This is a genomic window from Stutzerimonas decontaminans, assembly GCF_000661915.1.
In the GTDB taxonomy this organism is placed as follows: Bacteria; Pseudomonadota; Gammaproteobacteria; order Pseudomonadales; family Pseudomonadaceae; genus Stutzerimonas; species Stutzerimonas decontaminans.
The window spans coordinates 462,023-477,279 of record NZ_CP007509.1 but is presented as its reverse complement, the minus strand read 5'-3'; the positions used below and the strand labels follow the sequence as shown (position 1 = coordinate 477,279).

The 15,257-nt window shown below is 63.7% G+C and carries 13 protein-coding genes and 1 riboswitch; of the genes, 3 read left to right on the top strand and 10 right to left on the bottom strand.

The window, feature by feature from the left end:
* Positions 1–34: 34 nt before the first annotated feature.
* From parC to UIB01_RS02115, 8 genes are all read right to left on the bottom strand, one after another.
* A complete protein-coding gene (parC, locus tag UIB01_RS02150) occupies positions 35–2,287 on the bottom strand; it encodes a DNA topoisomerase IV subunit A (protein WP_038656438.1) in 2,253 nt (750 codons plus the stop codon).
* Positions 2,284–2,811 (bottom strand): retropepsin-like aspartic protease family protein, encoded by a 528-nt coding sequence (locus tag UIB01_RS02145; protein ID WP_038656436.1) that lies wholly within the window; start codon positions 2,809–2,811, stop codon positions 2,284–2,286. Before UIB01_RS02145 ends, parC begins: the two co-directional genes overlap by 4 nt.
* On the bottom strand, positions 2,808–3,791 hold the full coding sequence (locus UIB01_RS23625) for an esterase-like activity of phytase family protein (protein WP_038656434.1): 984 nt from the start codon (positions 3,789–3,791) through the stop codon (positions 2,808–2,810). The genes UIB01_RS02145 and UIB01_RS23625 overlap by 4 nt, the downstream gene beginning before the upstream one ends.
* The gene (gene parE / locus UIB01_RS02135) at positions 3,788–5,674 is read right to left on the bottom strand and encodes a DNA topoisomerase IV subunit B (protein ID WP_038656433.1); all 1,887 of its coding nucleotides are present in this window, start codon (positions 5,672–5,674) and stop codon (positions 3,788–3,790) included. The genes UIB01_RS23625 and parE overlap by 4 nt, the downstream gene beginning before the upstream one ends.
* Positions 5,675–5,835: 161 nt before the next feature.
* Entirely contained in the window at positions 5,836–6,441 is a 606-nt protein-coding gene (locus tag UIB01_RS02130) for a YqiA/YcfP family alpha/beta fold hydrolase (RefSeq protein WP_038656431.1), read from the bottom strand.
* A gap of 167 nt (positions 6,442–6,608) precedes the next feature.
* On the bottom strand, positions 6,609–7,421 hold the full coding sequence (gene cpdA / locus UIB01_RS02125; protein ID WP_038656429.1) for a 3',5'-cyclic-AMP phosphodiesterase: 813 nt from the start codon (positions 7,419–7,421) through the stop codon (positions 6,609–6,611).
* A gap of 152 nt (positions 7,422–7,573) precedes the next feature.
* Complete coding sequence (locus tag UIB01_RS02120) at positions 7,574–8,020, bottom strand: DUF1249 domain-containing protein (RefSeq protein WP_038656427.1); 447 nt, start codon at positions 8,018–8,020, stop codon at positions 7,574–7,576.
* The gene (locus tag UIB01_RS02115) at positions 8,017–8,634 is read right to left on the bottom strand and encodes an NUDIX domain-containing protein (RefSeq protein ID WP_038656425.1); all 618 of its coding nucleotides are present in this window, start codon (positions 8,632–8,634) and stop codon (positions 8,017–8,019) included. Before UIB01_RS02115 ends, UIB01_RS02120 begins: the two co-directional genes overlap by 4 nt.
* A gap of 214 nt (positions 8,635–8,848) precedes the next feature.
* Between UIB01_RS02115 and UIB01_RS02110 the strand changes: the two genes are divergently transcribed.
* Positions 8,849–9,586, top strand: coding sequence for an RsiV family protein (locus tag UIB01_RS02110; protein ID WP_038656423.1), 738 nt, complete (start codon positions 8,849–8,851; stop codon positions 9,584–9,586).
* A gap of 57 nt (positions 9,587–9,643) precedes the next feature.
* Here the strand turns inward: UIB01_RS02110 and thiC are convergent, their stop codons facing one another.
* Positions 9,644–11,524, bottom strand: coding sequence for a phosphomethylpyrimidine synthase ThiC (thiC, locus tag UIB01_RS02105; protein ID WP_038656421.1), 1,881 nt, complete (start codon positions 11,522–11,524; stop codon positions 9,644–9,646).
* A 100-nt stretch (positions 11,525–11,624) separates the two neighbouring features.
* Positions 11,625–11,731: riboswitch (TPP riboswitch) on the bottom strand.
* A 175-nt stretch (positions 11,732–11,906) separates the two neighbouring features.
* On the opposite strand from thiC, the gene UIB01_RS02100 reads away from it, so the two are divergent.
* On the top strand, positions 11,907–13,361 hold the full coding sequence (locus UIB01_RS02100) for a TolC family outer membrane protein (RefSeq protein ID WP_038656419.1): 1,455 nt from the start codon (positions 11,907–11,909) through the stop codon (positions 13,359–13,361).
* Between the two features lie 173 nt (positions 13,362–13,534).
* Here the strand turns inward: UIB01_RS02100 and waaA are convergent, their stop codons facing one another.
* Positions 13,535–14,803, bottom strand: a complete 1,269-nt coding sequence (waaA, locus tag UIB01_RS02095; RefSeq protein WP_038656417.1) for a lipid IV(A) 3-deoxy-D-manno-octulosonic acid transferase — start codon at positions 14,801–14,803, stop codon at positions 13,535–13,537.
* Between the two features lie 118 nt (positions 14,804–14,921).
* Between waaA and UIB01_RS02090 the strand changes: the two genes are divergently transcribed.
* Positions 14,922–15,254 carry a DMT family transporter gene (locus tag UIB01_RS02090; protein ID WP_038656415.1) on the top strand — a complete coding sequence of 111 codons (333 nt, stop codon included), beginning with the start codon at positions 14,922–14,924 and terminating at the stop codon, positions 15,252–15,254.
* Positions 15,255–15,257 lie beyond the last annotated feature (3 nt).

Genomic DNA, 15,257 nt, shown 5'->3' with positions numbered 1-15,257 from the left:
AACCGGCCATCGATTCCAGCACCAATGCACATTGTCACACTTCGACCAACAGGCCTTCGACCCGCTGGAAGCCCCGCGGCAGCTTGTTGCCGCGCCTGCCCCGCTCGCCCTTGTAGTGCTCCAGATCCTCGGCCTTCAGCGACAATGTGCGCTTGCCCGCCTGCAGTACCAGAGTGGCACCAGCCGGCAATACGGCGAGGTCGATCAGGTATTCCTCACGGCTGGCGACCCGCTCGCCGGGGATGCCGATGATCTTATTGCCCTTGCCCTTGCCCAGCTGCGGCAAATCGCGCACAGGGAACACCAGCAGGCGGCCTTCGGTGGTCACGGCAGCCAGCCAATCATCATCACGACTGGCCAGCGGCCGCGGCGCAACGACCTTGGCGCCTTTCGGCAACGACAGCAGCGCCTTGCCGGCCTTGTTCTTGGCTTGCAGATCCTCGCCCTTGACCACGAAACCGTAGCCGGCATCCGAGGCGATCACGTAGAGCGCTTCATCCTCGGGCAGCAGCACGCATTCGAAGCTTGCCCCCGGCGGCGGCGTCAATCGGCCGGTGAGCGGCTCGCCCTGACCGCGCGCGGAAGGCAGCGAGTGCGCCGCCAGCGAATAGCTGCGCCCGCTGGAATCGATGAACACGGCGTACTGATTCGAGCGACCGGCCGCAGCGGCCTTGAAGCCATCGCCGGCCTTGTAGGAAAGCCCGGCAGCGTCGATGTCGTGGCCCTTGGCGCAACGCGCCCAGCCCTTGTCGGAGATCACCACGGTGACCGGCTCGGACGGCAGCAGCTCGTTCTCTGACAGGGCACGGGCTTCGGCGCGCTCGACGATCGGCGAGCGACGGTCGTCGCCGTAGGTTTCGGCGTCCTCGATCAGCTCCTTGCGCACCAGCTTCTTCAGCTTGGCTTCGCTGCCGAGCAACGCCAGCAGCTTTTCACGCTCCTTGGCCAACTCGTCCTGTTCGCCACGGATCTTCATCTCTTCCAGCCGCGCCAGCTGACGCAGGCGAGTATCGAGAATGTAATCGGCCTGCAGCTCGGAGAGTTCGAAGCGCGCCATCAGCACCGGCTTGGGCTGGTCCTCGGTACGGATGATGTGGATCACTTCATCAAGATTGAGGAAGGCTACCAGCAACCCTTCCAACAGGTGCAGACGTCGCTCGACCTTGTCTAGGCGGAACTGCAAACGGCGCCGCACAGTGCCGATGCGATAGGTGAGCCATTCGCTGAGCAGCGTGCGCAGGTTCTTCACCTGCGGACGACCATCGAGACCGATGACGTTGGCGTTGACCCGATAACTGGACTCCAGCTCGGTAGTGGCAAACAGGTGCTGCATCAGCCCTTCCACGTCGACCCGATTGGACCGAGGAATGATGACGATGCGGCACGGGTTCTCATGATCGGATTCGTCACGCAGGTCAGCCACCATCGGTAACTTCTTGGCCTGCATCTGGCCGGCAATTTGCTCGAGCACCTTGGAGCCGGACACCTGATGCGGTAGTCCGGTGACCACTATGTCGCCATCCTCGACCCGGTAGATCGCGCGCATGCGGACCGAGCCACGCCCGGTTTCGTAGATCTTCAGCAGATCCGCGCGCGGGGTGATGATTTCCGCCTCGGTCGGAAAATCCGGCCCGAGCACATGCTCGCAGAGCTGCTCGACACTGGCGCTCGGCTCGTCGAGCAGACGTACGCAGGCTGCGGCCACTTCGCGCAGGTTGTGCGGCGGCACATCGGTAGCCATGCCCACGGCGATGCCAGTGGTGCCGTTGAGCAGCAGGTTGGGCAGCCGCGCTGGCAGGGTCGCCGGCTCGTCAAGGGTGCCATCGAAGTTCGGCACCCACTCCACCGTGCCCTGCCCCAGCTCACTGAGCAGCACTTCGGAATAGCGCGACAGGCGTGCCTCGGTGTAACGCATCGCGGCGAACGACTTCGGATCGTCCGGGGCGCCCCAGTTGCCTTGGCCGTCCACCAGCGTGTAGCGATAGCTGAACGGCTGCGCCATCAACACCATGGCTTCGTAACAGGCGCTGTCGCCATGCGGATGGAATTTACCGAGCACGTCACCGACGGTACGCGCGGACTTCTTGTGCTTGGCATCGGCGTTCAGGCCGAGTTCGCTCATCGCGTAGATGATTCGCCGCTGCACCGGCTTCAAGCCATCGCCGATATGCGGCAGCGCGCGATCCATGATCACGTACATGGAGTAGTTGAGGTACGCCTGCTCGGTGAAATCGGCGAGGGAGCGACGCTCCACGCCGTCCAGGCTCAGGTCGAGGGATTCGCTCATGGTCGATCCGTTACATGCTGGCGCAGCACCAGGGTGCCGGCGCGCTGGGTGAATTCAAGTTGTTTCAGGGCGCTCATGCCGAGCAGCACCTGTTCGCTACGAAAGCCGGGGGCGACGATGGCACGCACATCACGCAATGTGATGTCTCCAAGGTCGAGGCTCGACAGCACGGTGCGATAGCCGGTGGTCTGGCCGTTGGCGGTGTGCAGCATCACCGGCGCACCATGTTGCAGACCCAGCCGCTCGGCCATTTCCGCGGGAATAGCGACATCGGTGGCGCCGGTGTCGAGTAGAAACGTCACAGCTTCGCCATTGATACGCCCACTGGCGACGAAATGCCCCTGAGTGTTGCCGGCCAGCTGCACCTCGATCTGCTCGCCGTGCACCTGAGAGACTGGCTGGCGATTAGGGTTGAGCCGATCCTCTTCCCATGCCGCGAAGAAGCGAGTGGCCAGGAACAGGCCAGCGCCCCAGGCCAGCACCAGCATCACGCGCCCGGCACGACGCCCGGCAGTCTGGCTCACGGCCGGGCCATCCAGCCGCCCTCCGGCGCTGCAAAGCGCCAGATGATTGGGCGCTTTTCGCCATCGCCACGGGCCTTGCCGTTGTTGTCGACACCGATCCAGGCGCCTTCGGCATCGACCCAAAGCGCCTCCGCGTTGCCGTAGGGCTCACCGTAGCGGCGCTCCTCGGTCAAGGCTTCGCCAGCGAACGACCAGCACCGCTCGACCGCACCGGTCGCCGGACTACGCCGGCAAACCCGATAGGCCGAAGGCTCAAGAACGAACAGCTTGTCGCGAAAGAACGCCAGCGCCGAGAAACTGCGCGGCACGGGCATATCGCCCAGCGCGGCAGGCGGCTGCTGATTACCGCCCTGCGCCATCAGCACGCAGCCACCGGTGCACTGCCAACTGCTCTGCTTGCGATGCAGCACCAGCAGCCCGCGGCGCTCGCGCTCGGCCGCAAGCCACATGCGCTCAGCCCTCGGGTCGACTGCGATCCCTTCGAACAGCGCATTGAAGTGCCAGAGCATCCCGCTGGCGCGCGCCTGCCGAACCAGCGAATCGGGCAGGCGAAGCCATTCTGCCGTGCCAGCAGGGCTCACCCGCAGCACCGCGGCATGGGACTCGCTGACCACATAGCGGTTGCCCGAACTGTCGCAACTCAGACCTTCGAAATCCAGATGACCGCCACGCACATGACCACTAACCCAGGCGCGCATGCGCATGCCCCAGGGCAAGCCACTGTCCGGTGGTGGACCCACGTCGAAGCGCTCTGGCTCCGCCTGCCAGGGCGAGACACTGGTATCCAGACGGTATAAGGCATCATCCACGCGATCGGAAACGGCCCACAGCGCATCACCGCACCAGGCCATCCCGGAGAGGTTACCGCCCGTCATGCCCGCTATCGGATGCTCGCTCAGCAGTTTCAATTCAGGCGCCGGCTCGTTGGCCCAGAGCGGTGCCGAAGCCAGACCCAGCAGCATCAGCCAGCGGCGGATCAAATCAGCACCTCCGCCAGGTTGCCCTTGGACTCGAGCCAGCTCTTGCGATCGCCGGCGCGCTTCTTGGCCAGCAACATATCCATGATCTCGCGGGTTCCTTCGAAGTCATCCAGGGTCAGCTGCACCAGGCGACGGGTGTTGGGGTCCATGGTGGTCTCGCGCAGTTGCGGTGGGTTCATCTCACCGAGGCCCTTGAACCGCGTGACCTGAGGCTTGCCGCGGCGCTTCTCGGCAACCAGGCGCTCAAGAATGCCGTCGCGCTCGGCCTCATCCAGCGCATAGAAGATGTCCTTGCCCAGGTCGATGCGGTACAGCGGCGGCATGGCGACATAGACATGGCCGGCCTCCACCAGCGGGCGGAAATGCTGGACGAACAAGGCGCAAAGCAGTGTCGCAATATGCAGACCATCGGAGTCGGCGTCGGCAAGGATGCAGATCTTGCCGTAACGCAGCTGCCCCAGATCGGTGGCCCCCGGGTCGACGCCAATCGCCACGGCGATGTCGTGAACCTCCTGACTGGCAAGCACTTCGCCGCCGTCAACCTCCCAGGTGTTCAGGATCTTGCCGCGCAGCGGCATGATCGCCTGAAACTCCTTGTCCCGCGCCTGCTTCGCCGAACCACCTGCCGAGTCGCCCTCGACCAGGAACAGCTCGGCGCGCATCGGGTCCTGCCCGGCGCAGTCGGCCAGCTTGCCGGGCAGTGCCGGGCCTTGCGTGATCTTCTTGCGCTCGACCTTCTTGCCGGCCTTGAGCCGGCGCCCGGCGTTACTGATCGCCAGCTCGGCCAGTTGCATGCCCAGCTCCGGGTGGGCATTGAGCCAGAGGCTGAAGGCATCCTTGACCACGCCGGAGACGAATGCAGCCGCCTCGCGGGACGACAGGCGCTCCTTTGTCTGCCCGGAAAACTGCGGCTCCTGCATCTTCATCGAGAGGACGAAGGCGATGCGCTCCCAGATATCTTCCGGCGCCAGCTTCAGCCCGCGCGGCAACAGGTTGCGGAACTCGCAGAACTCGCGCATGGCATCCAGCAGCCCCTGGCGCAAGCCGTTGACGTGGGTGCCTCCCTGCGCCGTAGGGATCAGGTTGACGTAGCTTTCCTGGACGCTTTCGCCGCCTTCCGGCAGCCAGAGAAGCGCCCAGTCCACCGCCTCGGTGTTGCCGGCGAGCGTACCGACGAAGGGCTCGTCGGGCAGACGCAGGTAATCACTGACCGAGTCGACCAGGTATGAGCGCAGGCCATCCTCGTAATGCCACTCGACCTTCTCACCGCTGCCCTTGTCCTCAAAGCTGACGCTCAACCCCGGGCACAGCACGGCCTTGGCCTTGAGCACATGCTTCAGGCGACTGATGGAGAATTTGGGGGAGTCGAAGTATTTCGGATCGGCCCAGAAACGCACACTGGTGCCGGTGTTGCGCTTGCCGACGCTGCCGATGACTTCCAGATCGGTAGCCTTGAAGCCATCGGCGAAGCTCATGCGGTATTCGCTGCCGTCACGCTTGACGGTCACTTCGACCCGTGTCGACAGCGCGTTGACCACCGAGATGCCGACGCCGTGCAGGCCGCCGGAGAACTGATAGTTCTTGTTGGAGAACTTGCCGCCCGCGTGGAGCTTGGTGAGGATCAGCTCGACGCCCGGCACACCCTCCTCCGGATGAATATCGACCGGCATGCCGCGGCCATCGTCGATCACTTCCAGCGAATTGTCTTGATGCAGGATTACCTGGACCGAGCGGGCATGGCCGGCGAGCGCTTCGTCGACGCTGTTGTCGATGACTTCCTGCGCCAAATGGTTCGGCCGCGAGGTATCGGTGTACATGCCCGGGCGCTTGCGCACCGGATCGAGGCCGGAAAGAACCTCGATGGCTTCTGCGGTATAAGACATCTGTCTGGCACTGTCCTTATGTTCTGAACAAGCAGCCCTTACAGGCTGTGAAAAAACCAGCGAGCCGGCCGGGATGAAACGGCGGATCCGCGCTCGTGAAACAAGCCGGGACGCTACTGCATGGCGCGGGTAAGCGTTGTGCCGAACCGCGCATCAGCCTCTCAGAGCTGTTCCAGCCAAATCTGCGGCTCAAAACCGGCAAAGGCCAGTAGTGCCGGCAAGCGCTCGGCGAACCCCTGAAAGCCATGATCGCCGCCGGCCTGAATACGCAGCGCACAGCCACGATAGAACTGAGCGGCATCACGGTAATCCAGCGTTTCATCGCCCGCCTGCAACCAGACCTGATAACGCTCTGCGTCCTGCGGCGGTGCGGTTTCGAGCTCCGCCAACGCCGCCACGTGATCCTCGGTCAGCTCCCAGATTTCCCCGCTATACAGGTTCGTCTGCGGACCGAGGTAACCGTCGAAGCGGCGGTGCGGTGTCACCGCCGGATTGATCAGCAATGCCCTCAGGTCATGCCGCTCGGCGAGGTGCGTCGCATAGTAGCCGCCAAGCGAGCTGCCGACCAGCAGCGGCCGCCCGAGCTCGACGACGCACGCCTCGAGCTGGGCTATGGCCTGTCGTGGGTGATGATGCAGCGCGGGAACCCGGAGCCGTTCGGCCATGCCGAGCTTGCTCAACGCAGCGGACAGCTGACTCGCCTTCTGCGAAAGCGGAGAGCTGTTGAGACCGTGGATATAAAGGATTGAAGGCGAATCACTGGACATCGATACAGCCCATAGAAAAACCGCAAGGCTACAAGGCACACGCTGTCATCTGCAAGCAGACCGGCAAAGAGCGCTGCAAGAGTGTCGACGCGCAGGAAACACGCAGAAACGCTTCGCTGCAGCCCGGCACCCTGGCTCGCCGCACTCTCTCACCTGCTGCAGGGCCCTCAATAGCCTTTCACGCTGTAATCGATTTCGAACTCGATACCGCTGACGCGGGAAACCGCTGTTTCCAGCCGCCCATCGTTATGCAGCCGCAACCAGCGATAACCCGGCGCCACGCTGTCCACTTGGAAATCTTCACTCTGCGGAGTGAACTGCACGCCGGTGGATGGCGACGCCAGCAGGCGCACGCCGTTGCGCCAGTGATCAAACTCCTGGTGAATATGGCCCCAGAGCAAGGCACGTACGTTGCGGTGACGATCGAGCACCTCGAACAGGGCATCAGGATTGCGCAGCCCGATGGTGTCCATCCAGCGGCTGCCAATGGACACGGGATGGTGGTGCAGGCAGATCAGATGATGATGGTCAGGCGCCTCGCTCAGCGCACGATCGAGCAGCTCCAGCTGGTCGCCGCGGAGCATGCCGAATACCGAGCCAGCCACCAGCGTATCGAGCATTACCACCCGCCAGCCGCCGATCTCCAGCAGCGGCTCCATCAGCGCACTGCCACGGCAAGCCTCACGCATTGCCGCCAACTCATCGTGGTTCCCCGGGCACCAGCGCGCTGGCGCTTCGATGCGCTCGGCAAGCCTGCGAAACCGCTGGTACGACGCCACTGAGCCATCCTGCGACAGGTCGCCGGTGGCCAGGATCAGGTCGATGCGTGGCTGCTCGTCGATGGCCAGCTCGACCACCCGTTCCAGGCTGTCACAGGTATTCATGCCCAGCAGCTTGCCGTCCGCTTCGGCAAACAGATGGCTGTCGGTGAGCTGCACCAGCAGAACCGAATCTTCAACAGTCAGGGACGCACCAGGCAATGCCCTTCTCCTTGAGCTAAATCGCAACGGAATTATGGTGGGAGCCCGGCGGGGGGGTAAACCTCGGAAGCGGGCCTGGGTCACAGAACCGCGCGGCATACCTTCAAGGAGAGCGATGCGAACAGCGGTCCGCTATGCGTGGCGAAGGGAAATCAGAGTACCGGTTCAAGTTCGTGCCCGCAGGCCAGACAGTGGCCCAGCCACTCGCCGAGGAACAGATTGAGCTGGTTCTTCTCGTCCGGCTGGTGCATCTGCGCGTTGGGGTAGTGATAGATGCCGCGGAAACGCCGCGCATTCTCGGCACGAATGACTTCGGCCATGCGTGCATCGTGATATACCCGCACCTCCATCTTCGGCACCGGCAACCAGGTCAGGCAATTCTCCTGACTGACCTGCAAGGTCGTGGTGTAGGGACAGCTCTCAAGCACCTCGAGCACCAGCACACCGAGCAACATGTCGCCCTGGCTGATGGCGATGCGGCGTGCCTCGCAGCCGTTGCGCATGCTCGGCAGCAGGCGCATCAGACGCAGGTAATTGGCCTCGCATGCCGACTGCAGTTCGAGCAAGTCGACTCGGTATCGCTCGCGCGTCTTTCTCATGTCCACGCCCCCCGCACCTGCTCGCGATTCAAAGCCAGCCACTGCAGTGCAATGATGCTGGCCGCATTGTCGATACGACCCTCATTCACGGCGCGGAGTGCCTCCTGCAGCGACCAGACATGCACCCGAATGTCCTCGCCCTCTTCCGCCAGGCCAAACACTCCGTCGGCCCCGGCACTGTCGCAACGACCGACATACAGGTATACCCGTTCGTCGCTGCCGCCAGGTGACGGAAAGTACTGACTGACGGGCCAAAGCTCGCCCAGCTCCAGCCCGGCCTCTTCGATCGCCTCACGTCGCGCGACCTCTTCGGGTGATTCATCCTTGTCGATCAGTCCTGCCACCAGCTCGATCAGCCAGGGGTTCTCGGCCTTGCCCAGCGCACCGACGCGGAACTGTTCGATCAATACCACCTGGTCGCGCTGCGGATCGTAGGGCAGTACGCAAACAGCATCGTGACGCACGAACAGCTCTCGGCTCAGCTCTGAACCCATGCTTCCGTCGAACTGCCGATGACGCAGATGCAGCCGCTCCAGGCGGTAGAACCCGCTGAAGCATTGCTCTCGTCGGAGGATATGGACATCATCCGGGCCGGGTTTGAAGGTCTCGCTCATGGGCACCACTCATATCGGTTTGATCCGCGCCGAGCACGGCGGCGAACGACTGCAACCGTCACATCGTGAGCGGTTTTGCCGTCATCCTAGCGCGGCGTTGTCTCTGGCGCAGCCCTTTGCAGACCACCGTAACCGAAGAAGGCTCCACCAGCCGGAAACACGAACTTCGGGTGGGACCGGCACTCGAAAGCGCACTGCCATGTCTGGAAGAACCATGATTCCCATCAGATACATCCGCCATCTCATCATGCTGAGCAGCCTTGTCGCGCTGCTCGGCGGCTGTCAGCACTTTGCATCGGAACGCCCGGTAGAGGTCCGCCAGACCGTCACCGAACAACGACCCACGGGTTGTGAAGGGGAAAACTGTCCGCTGGTCAACATCGACACCCTGACCTTCGCCGACGAGCCCGAACTAGATCGCCTCATCGACGCGCGCCTGCGCCGGATGACCATCAATGGCCCGGATGATCGGCTGCCCGAGACGCTGCAGAGCTACCAACAACGCTTCTTGAGCACGGCGGAACCGGGCTGGAGCAGCTACCTGCAAGCCAAGCTGCGTGACCAGCACCGCAACATTCTGATCGTCGAGCTTTCCAGCTATCTGTATGTCGGTGGCGCCCACGGCATGCCTGGGCGCGGCTTCATCAATTACGATCGCGAGCAGAACCGCGAGCTGCGCCTGGAAGACCTGCTGATTCCGGGACAGGAAGGCAGCTTCTGGCGCGTCGCGCGCCAAGCGCACCAGCGTTGGCTGGTGGAGAACGGCCATGCCCAGGACGCCGAGTTCGTCGACTTCTGGCCCTTCCAGCAGACCGCAAACATCGCACTACTGAAAGACAGCGTGCTGCTCAAGTACGACGTCTACAGCATTGCACCCTACTCGAGCGGTCACCCCGAGCTGTTCATTCCCCATGAACAGCTCAAGGGCATTCTGAAGCCGGAATATCTCTGAGGATACGAAGCGGGCCGGCATCTGCCGGCCCGCTTCGGCTCACCTACAGGCAGCTGGTCACACCTGCTTGTAGATCACCGAACCCTCGTCCTTGAAACGCGAGGACTGCTCGGCGAAGCCGGCCTCGATGGCCTTCTGCTCGTCGGTCAGGCCGTGCTCGGCGGCGTACTCGCGCACTTCCTGAGTGATCTTCATCGAACAGAACTTCGGTCCGCACATGGAGCAGAAGTGCGCCACCTTGGCAGACTCCTTCGGCAGCGTCTCGTCGTGGAAGGCACGCGCGGTGTCCGGGTCGAGGCCGAGGTTGAACTGGTCTTCCCAGCGGAACTCGAAGCGCGCCTTGGACAGCGCGTTGTCGCGAATCTGCGCGCCCGGATGGCCTTTGGCGAGGTCGGCGGCATGGGCGGCGATCTTGTAGGTGATGATGCCGGTCTTGACGTCATCCTTGTTCGGCAGACCGAGGTGCTCCTTCGGCGTGACGTAGCAGAGCATGGCGCAGCCGAACCAGCCGATCATCGCCGCGCCGATGCCGCTGGTGATGTGGTCGTAACCGGGGGCGATGTCGGTGGTCAGCGGGCCGAGGGTATAGAACGGCGCCTCGTCGCAGCATTCCAGCTGCTTGTCCATGTTCTCCTTGATCATGTGCATCGGCACGTGACCCGGGCCTTCGATCATGCACTGCACGTCGTGTTTCCAGGCGATCTTGGTCAGCTCGCCGAGAGTTTCCAGTTCGCCGAACTGCGCGGCGTCGTTGGCATCGGCGATCGATCCCGGACGAAGGCCGTCGCCCAGCGAGAAGCTGACGTCGTAGGCCTTCATGATTTCGCAGATTTCCTCAAAGTTGGTGTAGAGGAAATTCTCCTTGTGATGCGCCAGGCACCACTTGGCCATGATCGAGCCACCGCGCGAGACGATGCCGGTGACGCGCTTGGCAGTCAGCGGCACGTAGCGCAGCAGGACGCCGGCGTGGATGGTGAAGTAGTCGACGCCCTGCTCGGCCTGTTCGATCAACGTGTCGCGGAACAGCTCCCAGGTCAGGTCTTCGGCAACGCCGTTGACCTTTTCCAGCGCCTGGTAGATCGGCACGGTGCCGATCGGCACCGGCGAGTTGCGGATGATCCACTCGCGGGTTTCGTGGATGTGCTTGCCGGTGGACAGGTCCATCACCGTGTCCGAGCCCCAGCGGATGCCCCAGGTCAGCTTGGCCACTTCCTCTTCGATCGAGGAACCCAGCGCCGAGTTGCCGATATTGCCGTTGATCTTCACCAGGAAGTTGCGGCCGATGATCATCGGCTCGAGCTCGGTGTGGTTGATGTTGGCCGGGATGATGGCGCGACCGCGGGCCACTTCGTCACGCACGAATTCCGGCGTGATCTCCTTGGGGATCGAGGCGCCGAAGCTATGCCCGGCGTGCTGATCCTTCAGCAGTCCAGCCTCGCGTGCTTCGGTCAGCTTCATGTTCTCGCGGATGGCAACGTATTCCATCTCGGGCGTGATGATGCCCTTGCGCGCATAGTGCATCTGGCTGACGTTGTGCCCGGCCTTGGCCCGCCGTGGATGGCGTACATGTGCAAAGCGCATGGCGGTCAGCTCCGCGTCGTTGAGGCGACGCTGGCCGAACTCGGAGGTCAGCCCCGGCAGCTTCTCGGTATCGTCGCGCTCCTCGATCCAGGCGCTGCGCACATCCGCCAGGCCCTTGCGTACGTCGATCTGCACGTTCGGGTCGGTATAGGGGCCGGAGGTGTCGTACACGGTGACCGGGGCGTTGATCTCGCCGCCGAAGTCCGTGGGCGTCACGTCCAGGCTGATCTCGCGCATCGGTACGCGGATGTCCGGGCGCGAACCCTGCACATAGATTTTCTGCGAACGCGGGAAGGGTTGGATCGACTGCTGGTCGACCTGGGCGGATTCACTCAGGTTCTGTTGTTCTACACGCATCAGGCTGGCTCCTAGAGAATTGTCGGAGCGAACCTGAAAACACGGATGGCAAGGGCATCGGGCGCGCCGGGACTGGCGCCGAGAGAGCTGGCCGAACGACTGGCGAGCACATCTTGTTCCCTACGCAGGCCTTAACCTGATCAGGTTCAACGGGATCCGGAACTTTCCGATCTCAGCCTTCGCTTCAAGGCACCCCGACAAGAACGCCATCGAGTCTAATCAAGACCCCGTAGGAACGCCATGCCAAGGGCGAAAGTAGTCGACCGTTCGGTCATTTCGGCCGGCCACAACCGGCATCTGACGCCGCCCCGCACACGCACCTTGACCCCCCGTCAGCTGCCGCTTAGCCTTGCCCATCAGCTCTATTCAGGATGGACCCAACATGCTGCGCAGACTCCCCCTGGCTCTCGCCGTGGCCTCCCTCACCGCCGGAGCAGCCTGGGCACAGGAAACCGTCCCGCTCGCCAGCAAGACCGACCTGGTCAGCGTCTATCAGCAAGCCGTCAACAACAACGCCGATCTGGCTGCAGCGCGCGCGCAGTTTCGCGCCCGCCAGGAAATCGTGCCGCAGGCGCGGGCCGGGCTGCTGCCCAACCTCAGCGCCGGCGCCGAGCTGAGCGACACCGAAACGGACGTTGACACCAGCATGGGCTCCACCTCGCTGTCGCGCAGCGGCACCGCCTATCAGGCAACGCTGAGCCAGCCGATCTTCCGTGCCGACCGCTGGTTCCAGCTCAAGGCTGCGGAGGCTGTCAGCGAGCAGGCTGCGATCGAATACTCGATTGCCGAACAGGACCTGATTTTGCAGAGCGCCCAGGCCTACTTCGCCGTGCTGCGCGCGCAGGACAATCTGGCCGCGGTAAAGGCCGAGGAAGCCGCGTTCAAGCGCCAGCTCGACCAGGCCAACGAGCGCTTCGAAGTCGGTCTCTCCGACAAGACCGACGTGCTCGAAGCCCAGGCCGGGTTCGATACCGCCCGGGCCAATCGCTCCATCGCCCAACGCCAGGTCGAAGACGCCTTCCAGGCGCTGTACACCCTGACCAACCGCGAATACATCGCCCTCGAAGGCATCCGCCACACCCTGCCGGTGCTGGCCCCGGTGCCGAACGAGGCCAAGGCCTGGGTAGATACCGCGACGCGGCAAAACCTAAACCTGCTGGCGGTCAATTACGCGGTGACCGCGGCCGAGGAAACCCTGCGCCAGCGCCGCTCCGGCCATGCACCGACGCTCGATGCAGTGGCGTCCTATCGCAAGGGCGACAACGACGCACTGGGCTTCAGCAACAGCCAGAACATCCCGGGCTTCGACATGCCGCGCTACACCGGTGACGTCGAGCAACGCAGCATCGGCCTGCAGCTGAACATCCCGCTCTACAGCGGCGGCCTGACCACCTCGCAGAGTCGCGAGGCCTATTACCAGCTCAGCCAGAGCGAGCAGCAGCGCGAGAGCCTGCGCCGCCAGGTGGTCGAATCCACACGCAATCTGCATCGGGCGGTGAACACCGATATCGAACAGGTCGAGGCTCGCCGGCAGTCGATCATCTCCAACCAGAGCGCGCTGGAGGCGACGGAGATCGGCTATCAGGTCGGCACGCGCAACATCGTCGACGTACTCGACACCCAGCGCCGCCTGTACGCCGCCGTTCGCGACTACAACAACGCCCGCTACGACTACATCCTCGACAACCTGCGCCTGAAACAGGCCGCCGGCACACTCAACCCGGACGACCTGCAGCAGCTGGCGGCGTACCTGAAGCCCGACTACAACCCGGACACCGACTTCCTGCCGCCGGACCTGCCGCAGACCATCGGCCAGCCGGTGCGGATCGATTACTGAGCGACGGAGGAGAAACAGGTGCATGATCGGCCGGGCAGCGTAGCGATACCTTCATGCACCTGTGCGAGAGCCCAACGGTTAAAACTCTAGCGTTGAGCTGCCTGGGGCGGGAAAACTATCAAAAGCATCCCGCGCCGAACATGGCGGCCTGACGCCGAATCCGCCCGGTCAAATTACCTAAGCAGCCGCCCTAACCCGGCCAGCAGCCGCGCCAGAGCACCCTGATTGGCCTTGAGCACGCCGAGACCGGCATCGCGCATCGCTTGAGTTCCGCCTGGATCGCCCCAGAGTTCACTGACCGCCTGCGCCAGTTGCGCGGCATCCTGCACTTCACGCAGGGCGCCAGCAGCGCGCAACTGCGCCGATATCTCGAGAAAGTTGAACAGGTGCGGGCCACTGAGCACCGGCTTGCCCAGCGCTGCGGGCTCGAGGAGGTTGTGCCCGCCGTTGGGCACCAGGCTGCCACCAACGAAGGCGATATCCGCCAGCGCGTAGAGAAACAGCAGCTCGCCCATGGTGTCGCCGACCAGCACCTGGGTGCCGGCGCCGACCGTATCCCCCGTCGAGCGCCGTACGGCTACGAACTCTTCCTTGCACGCAAGCTCGTACACTGACGTGAAGCGCTCCGGGTGCCTGGGAACCAGGATCAGCAGCGCCCGCGGATGGTTGCTGAGCAGCTGGCGATGCGCAGCCAGAATGATCTCGTCTTCACCGGCGTGTGTACTGGCGGCGATCCACAATGGCCGTTCCAGCGCCGCCCACTGCTGGCGCAATTTATTGGCACGCTCCAGCAGTGCCGGGTCGATGGTCAGGTCGAACTTGATCGAGCCAGTCACCTCGACGCACTCATCGCGCGCACCGAGCTGACGAAAGCGCTCAGCCTCAGCCTCTGTCTGCACAGCGATCAGGCTCAACTCGGCGAGCATCGGCGCGGTCAGCCGGGCGAAGCGTGCGTAACCGCGGGCCGAGCGCTCGGACAGGCGCGCATTGGCCAGCGCCACCGGGACGCCGCGGCGGGCGCACTGATGGATATGGTTGGGCCAGAGTTCGGTCTCCATTACCACCGCCAGCTTCGGCCGCACGCGGTCAAGAAAGCGCGCCGCCGCCCAAGGCAGGTCATAGGGCAGGTAGCAGTGCTGCACGCTGTCGCCGAACAGTGCCTGGATACGCTCCGAGCCGGTTGGGGTCATGCAGGTGACGGTGATCGGCAGATGCGGATAGCGCGCCATCAGCTCGCGGATCATCGGCGCCGCGGCGATGCTTTCGCCGACCGATACCGCATGCACCCAGATGCCACCCGGACGAAGCGGCGGCAAACCAAAGGCGAAACGTTCGCCGATACGACGGGAGTAGGCCGGCGCGCGCCAGGCGCGCCAGAGCAGGCGCAGAAATACCAGCGGCAGGCCGAGGTGGAACAGCAGGGTATAGAGGGTGCGATTCATGGGCGCGGAGCTTAGCAAGCCGCCTGCCGGCGAGCCACAACCGCCACGACTGGCGAACTAGTTGGCGAGGACGCGACCGAACGAAGTTGACCCTTCCAGTCCCCGATCAGGATTTCCCATGTCCGGTTACGTTTACCTGGCCATCGCCATCTGCGCCGAAGTGGTCGCCACCACTTCGATGAAAGCCCTCGCCGGCTTCAGCCGCCCGCTGCCACTGTTGCTGGTGATTTGCGGCTACAGCCTGTCGTTCTGGATGCTGGCGCTGGTGGTGAAGACCATTCCGGTGGGGATTGCCTATGCCATCTGGGCGGGCCTGGGCATCGTGCTGGTCAGCATCGCTGCGGCGCTGATCTATGGCCAGCACCTGGACCTGCCGGCGGTGCTCGGCATGGCGCTGATCATCGCTGGCGTGGCGGTCATTCAGCTCTTCTCCGGCAGCACCGGCCACTAAGCG

Excerpts from the sequence above, each read along its gene's own strand:
- parE (WP_038656433.1), bottom strand. The coding sequence starts at position 5,674 with ATGTCTTATACCGCAGAAGCCATCGAGGTTCTTTCCGGCCTCGATCCG.
- UIB01_RS02100 (WP_038656419.1), top strand. The coding sequence starts at position 11,907 with ATGCTGCGCAGACTCCCCCTGGCTCTCGCCGTGGCCTCCCTCACCGCC.
- UIB01_RS02110 (WP_038656423.1), top strand. The coding sequence starts at position 8,849 with ATGATTCCCATCAGATACATCCGCCATCTCATCATGCTGAGCAGCCTT.
- parC (WP_038656438.1), bottom strand. The coding sequence starts at position 2,287 with ATGAGCGAATCCCTCGACCTGAGCCTGGACGGCGTGGAGCGTCGCTCC.
- UIB01_RS02130 (WP_038656431.1), bottom strand. The coding sequence starts at position 6,441 with ATGTCCAGTGATTCGCCTTCAATCCTTTATATCCACGGTCTCAACAGC.
- UIB01_RS02115 (WP_038656425.1), bottom strand. The coding sequence starts at position 8,634 with ATGAGCGAGACCTTCAAACCCGGCCCGGATGATGTCCATATCCTCCGA.
- UIB01_RS02120 (WP_038656427.1), bottom strand. The coding sequence starts at position 8,020 with ATGAGAAAGACGCGCGAGCGATACCGAGTCGACTTGCTCGAACTGCAG.
- thiC (WP_038656421.1), bottom strand. The coding sequence starts at position 11,524 with ATGCGTGTAGAACAACAGAACCTGAGTGAATCCGCCCAGGTCGACCAG.
- waaA (WP_038656417.1), bottom strand. The coding sequence starts at position 14,803 with ATGAATCGCACCCTCTATACCCTGCTGTTCCACCTCGGCCTGCCGCTG.
- UIB01_RS02090 (WP_038656415.1), top strand. The coding sequence starts at position 14,922 with ATGTCCGGTTACGTTTACCTGGCCATCGCCATCTGCGCCGAAGTGGTC.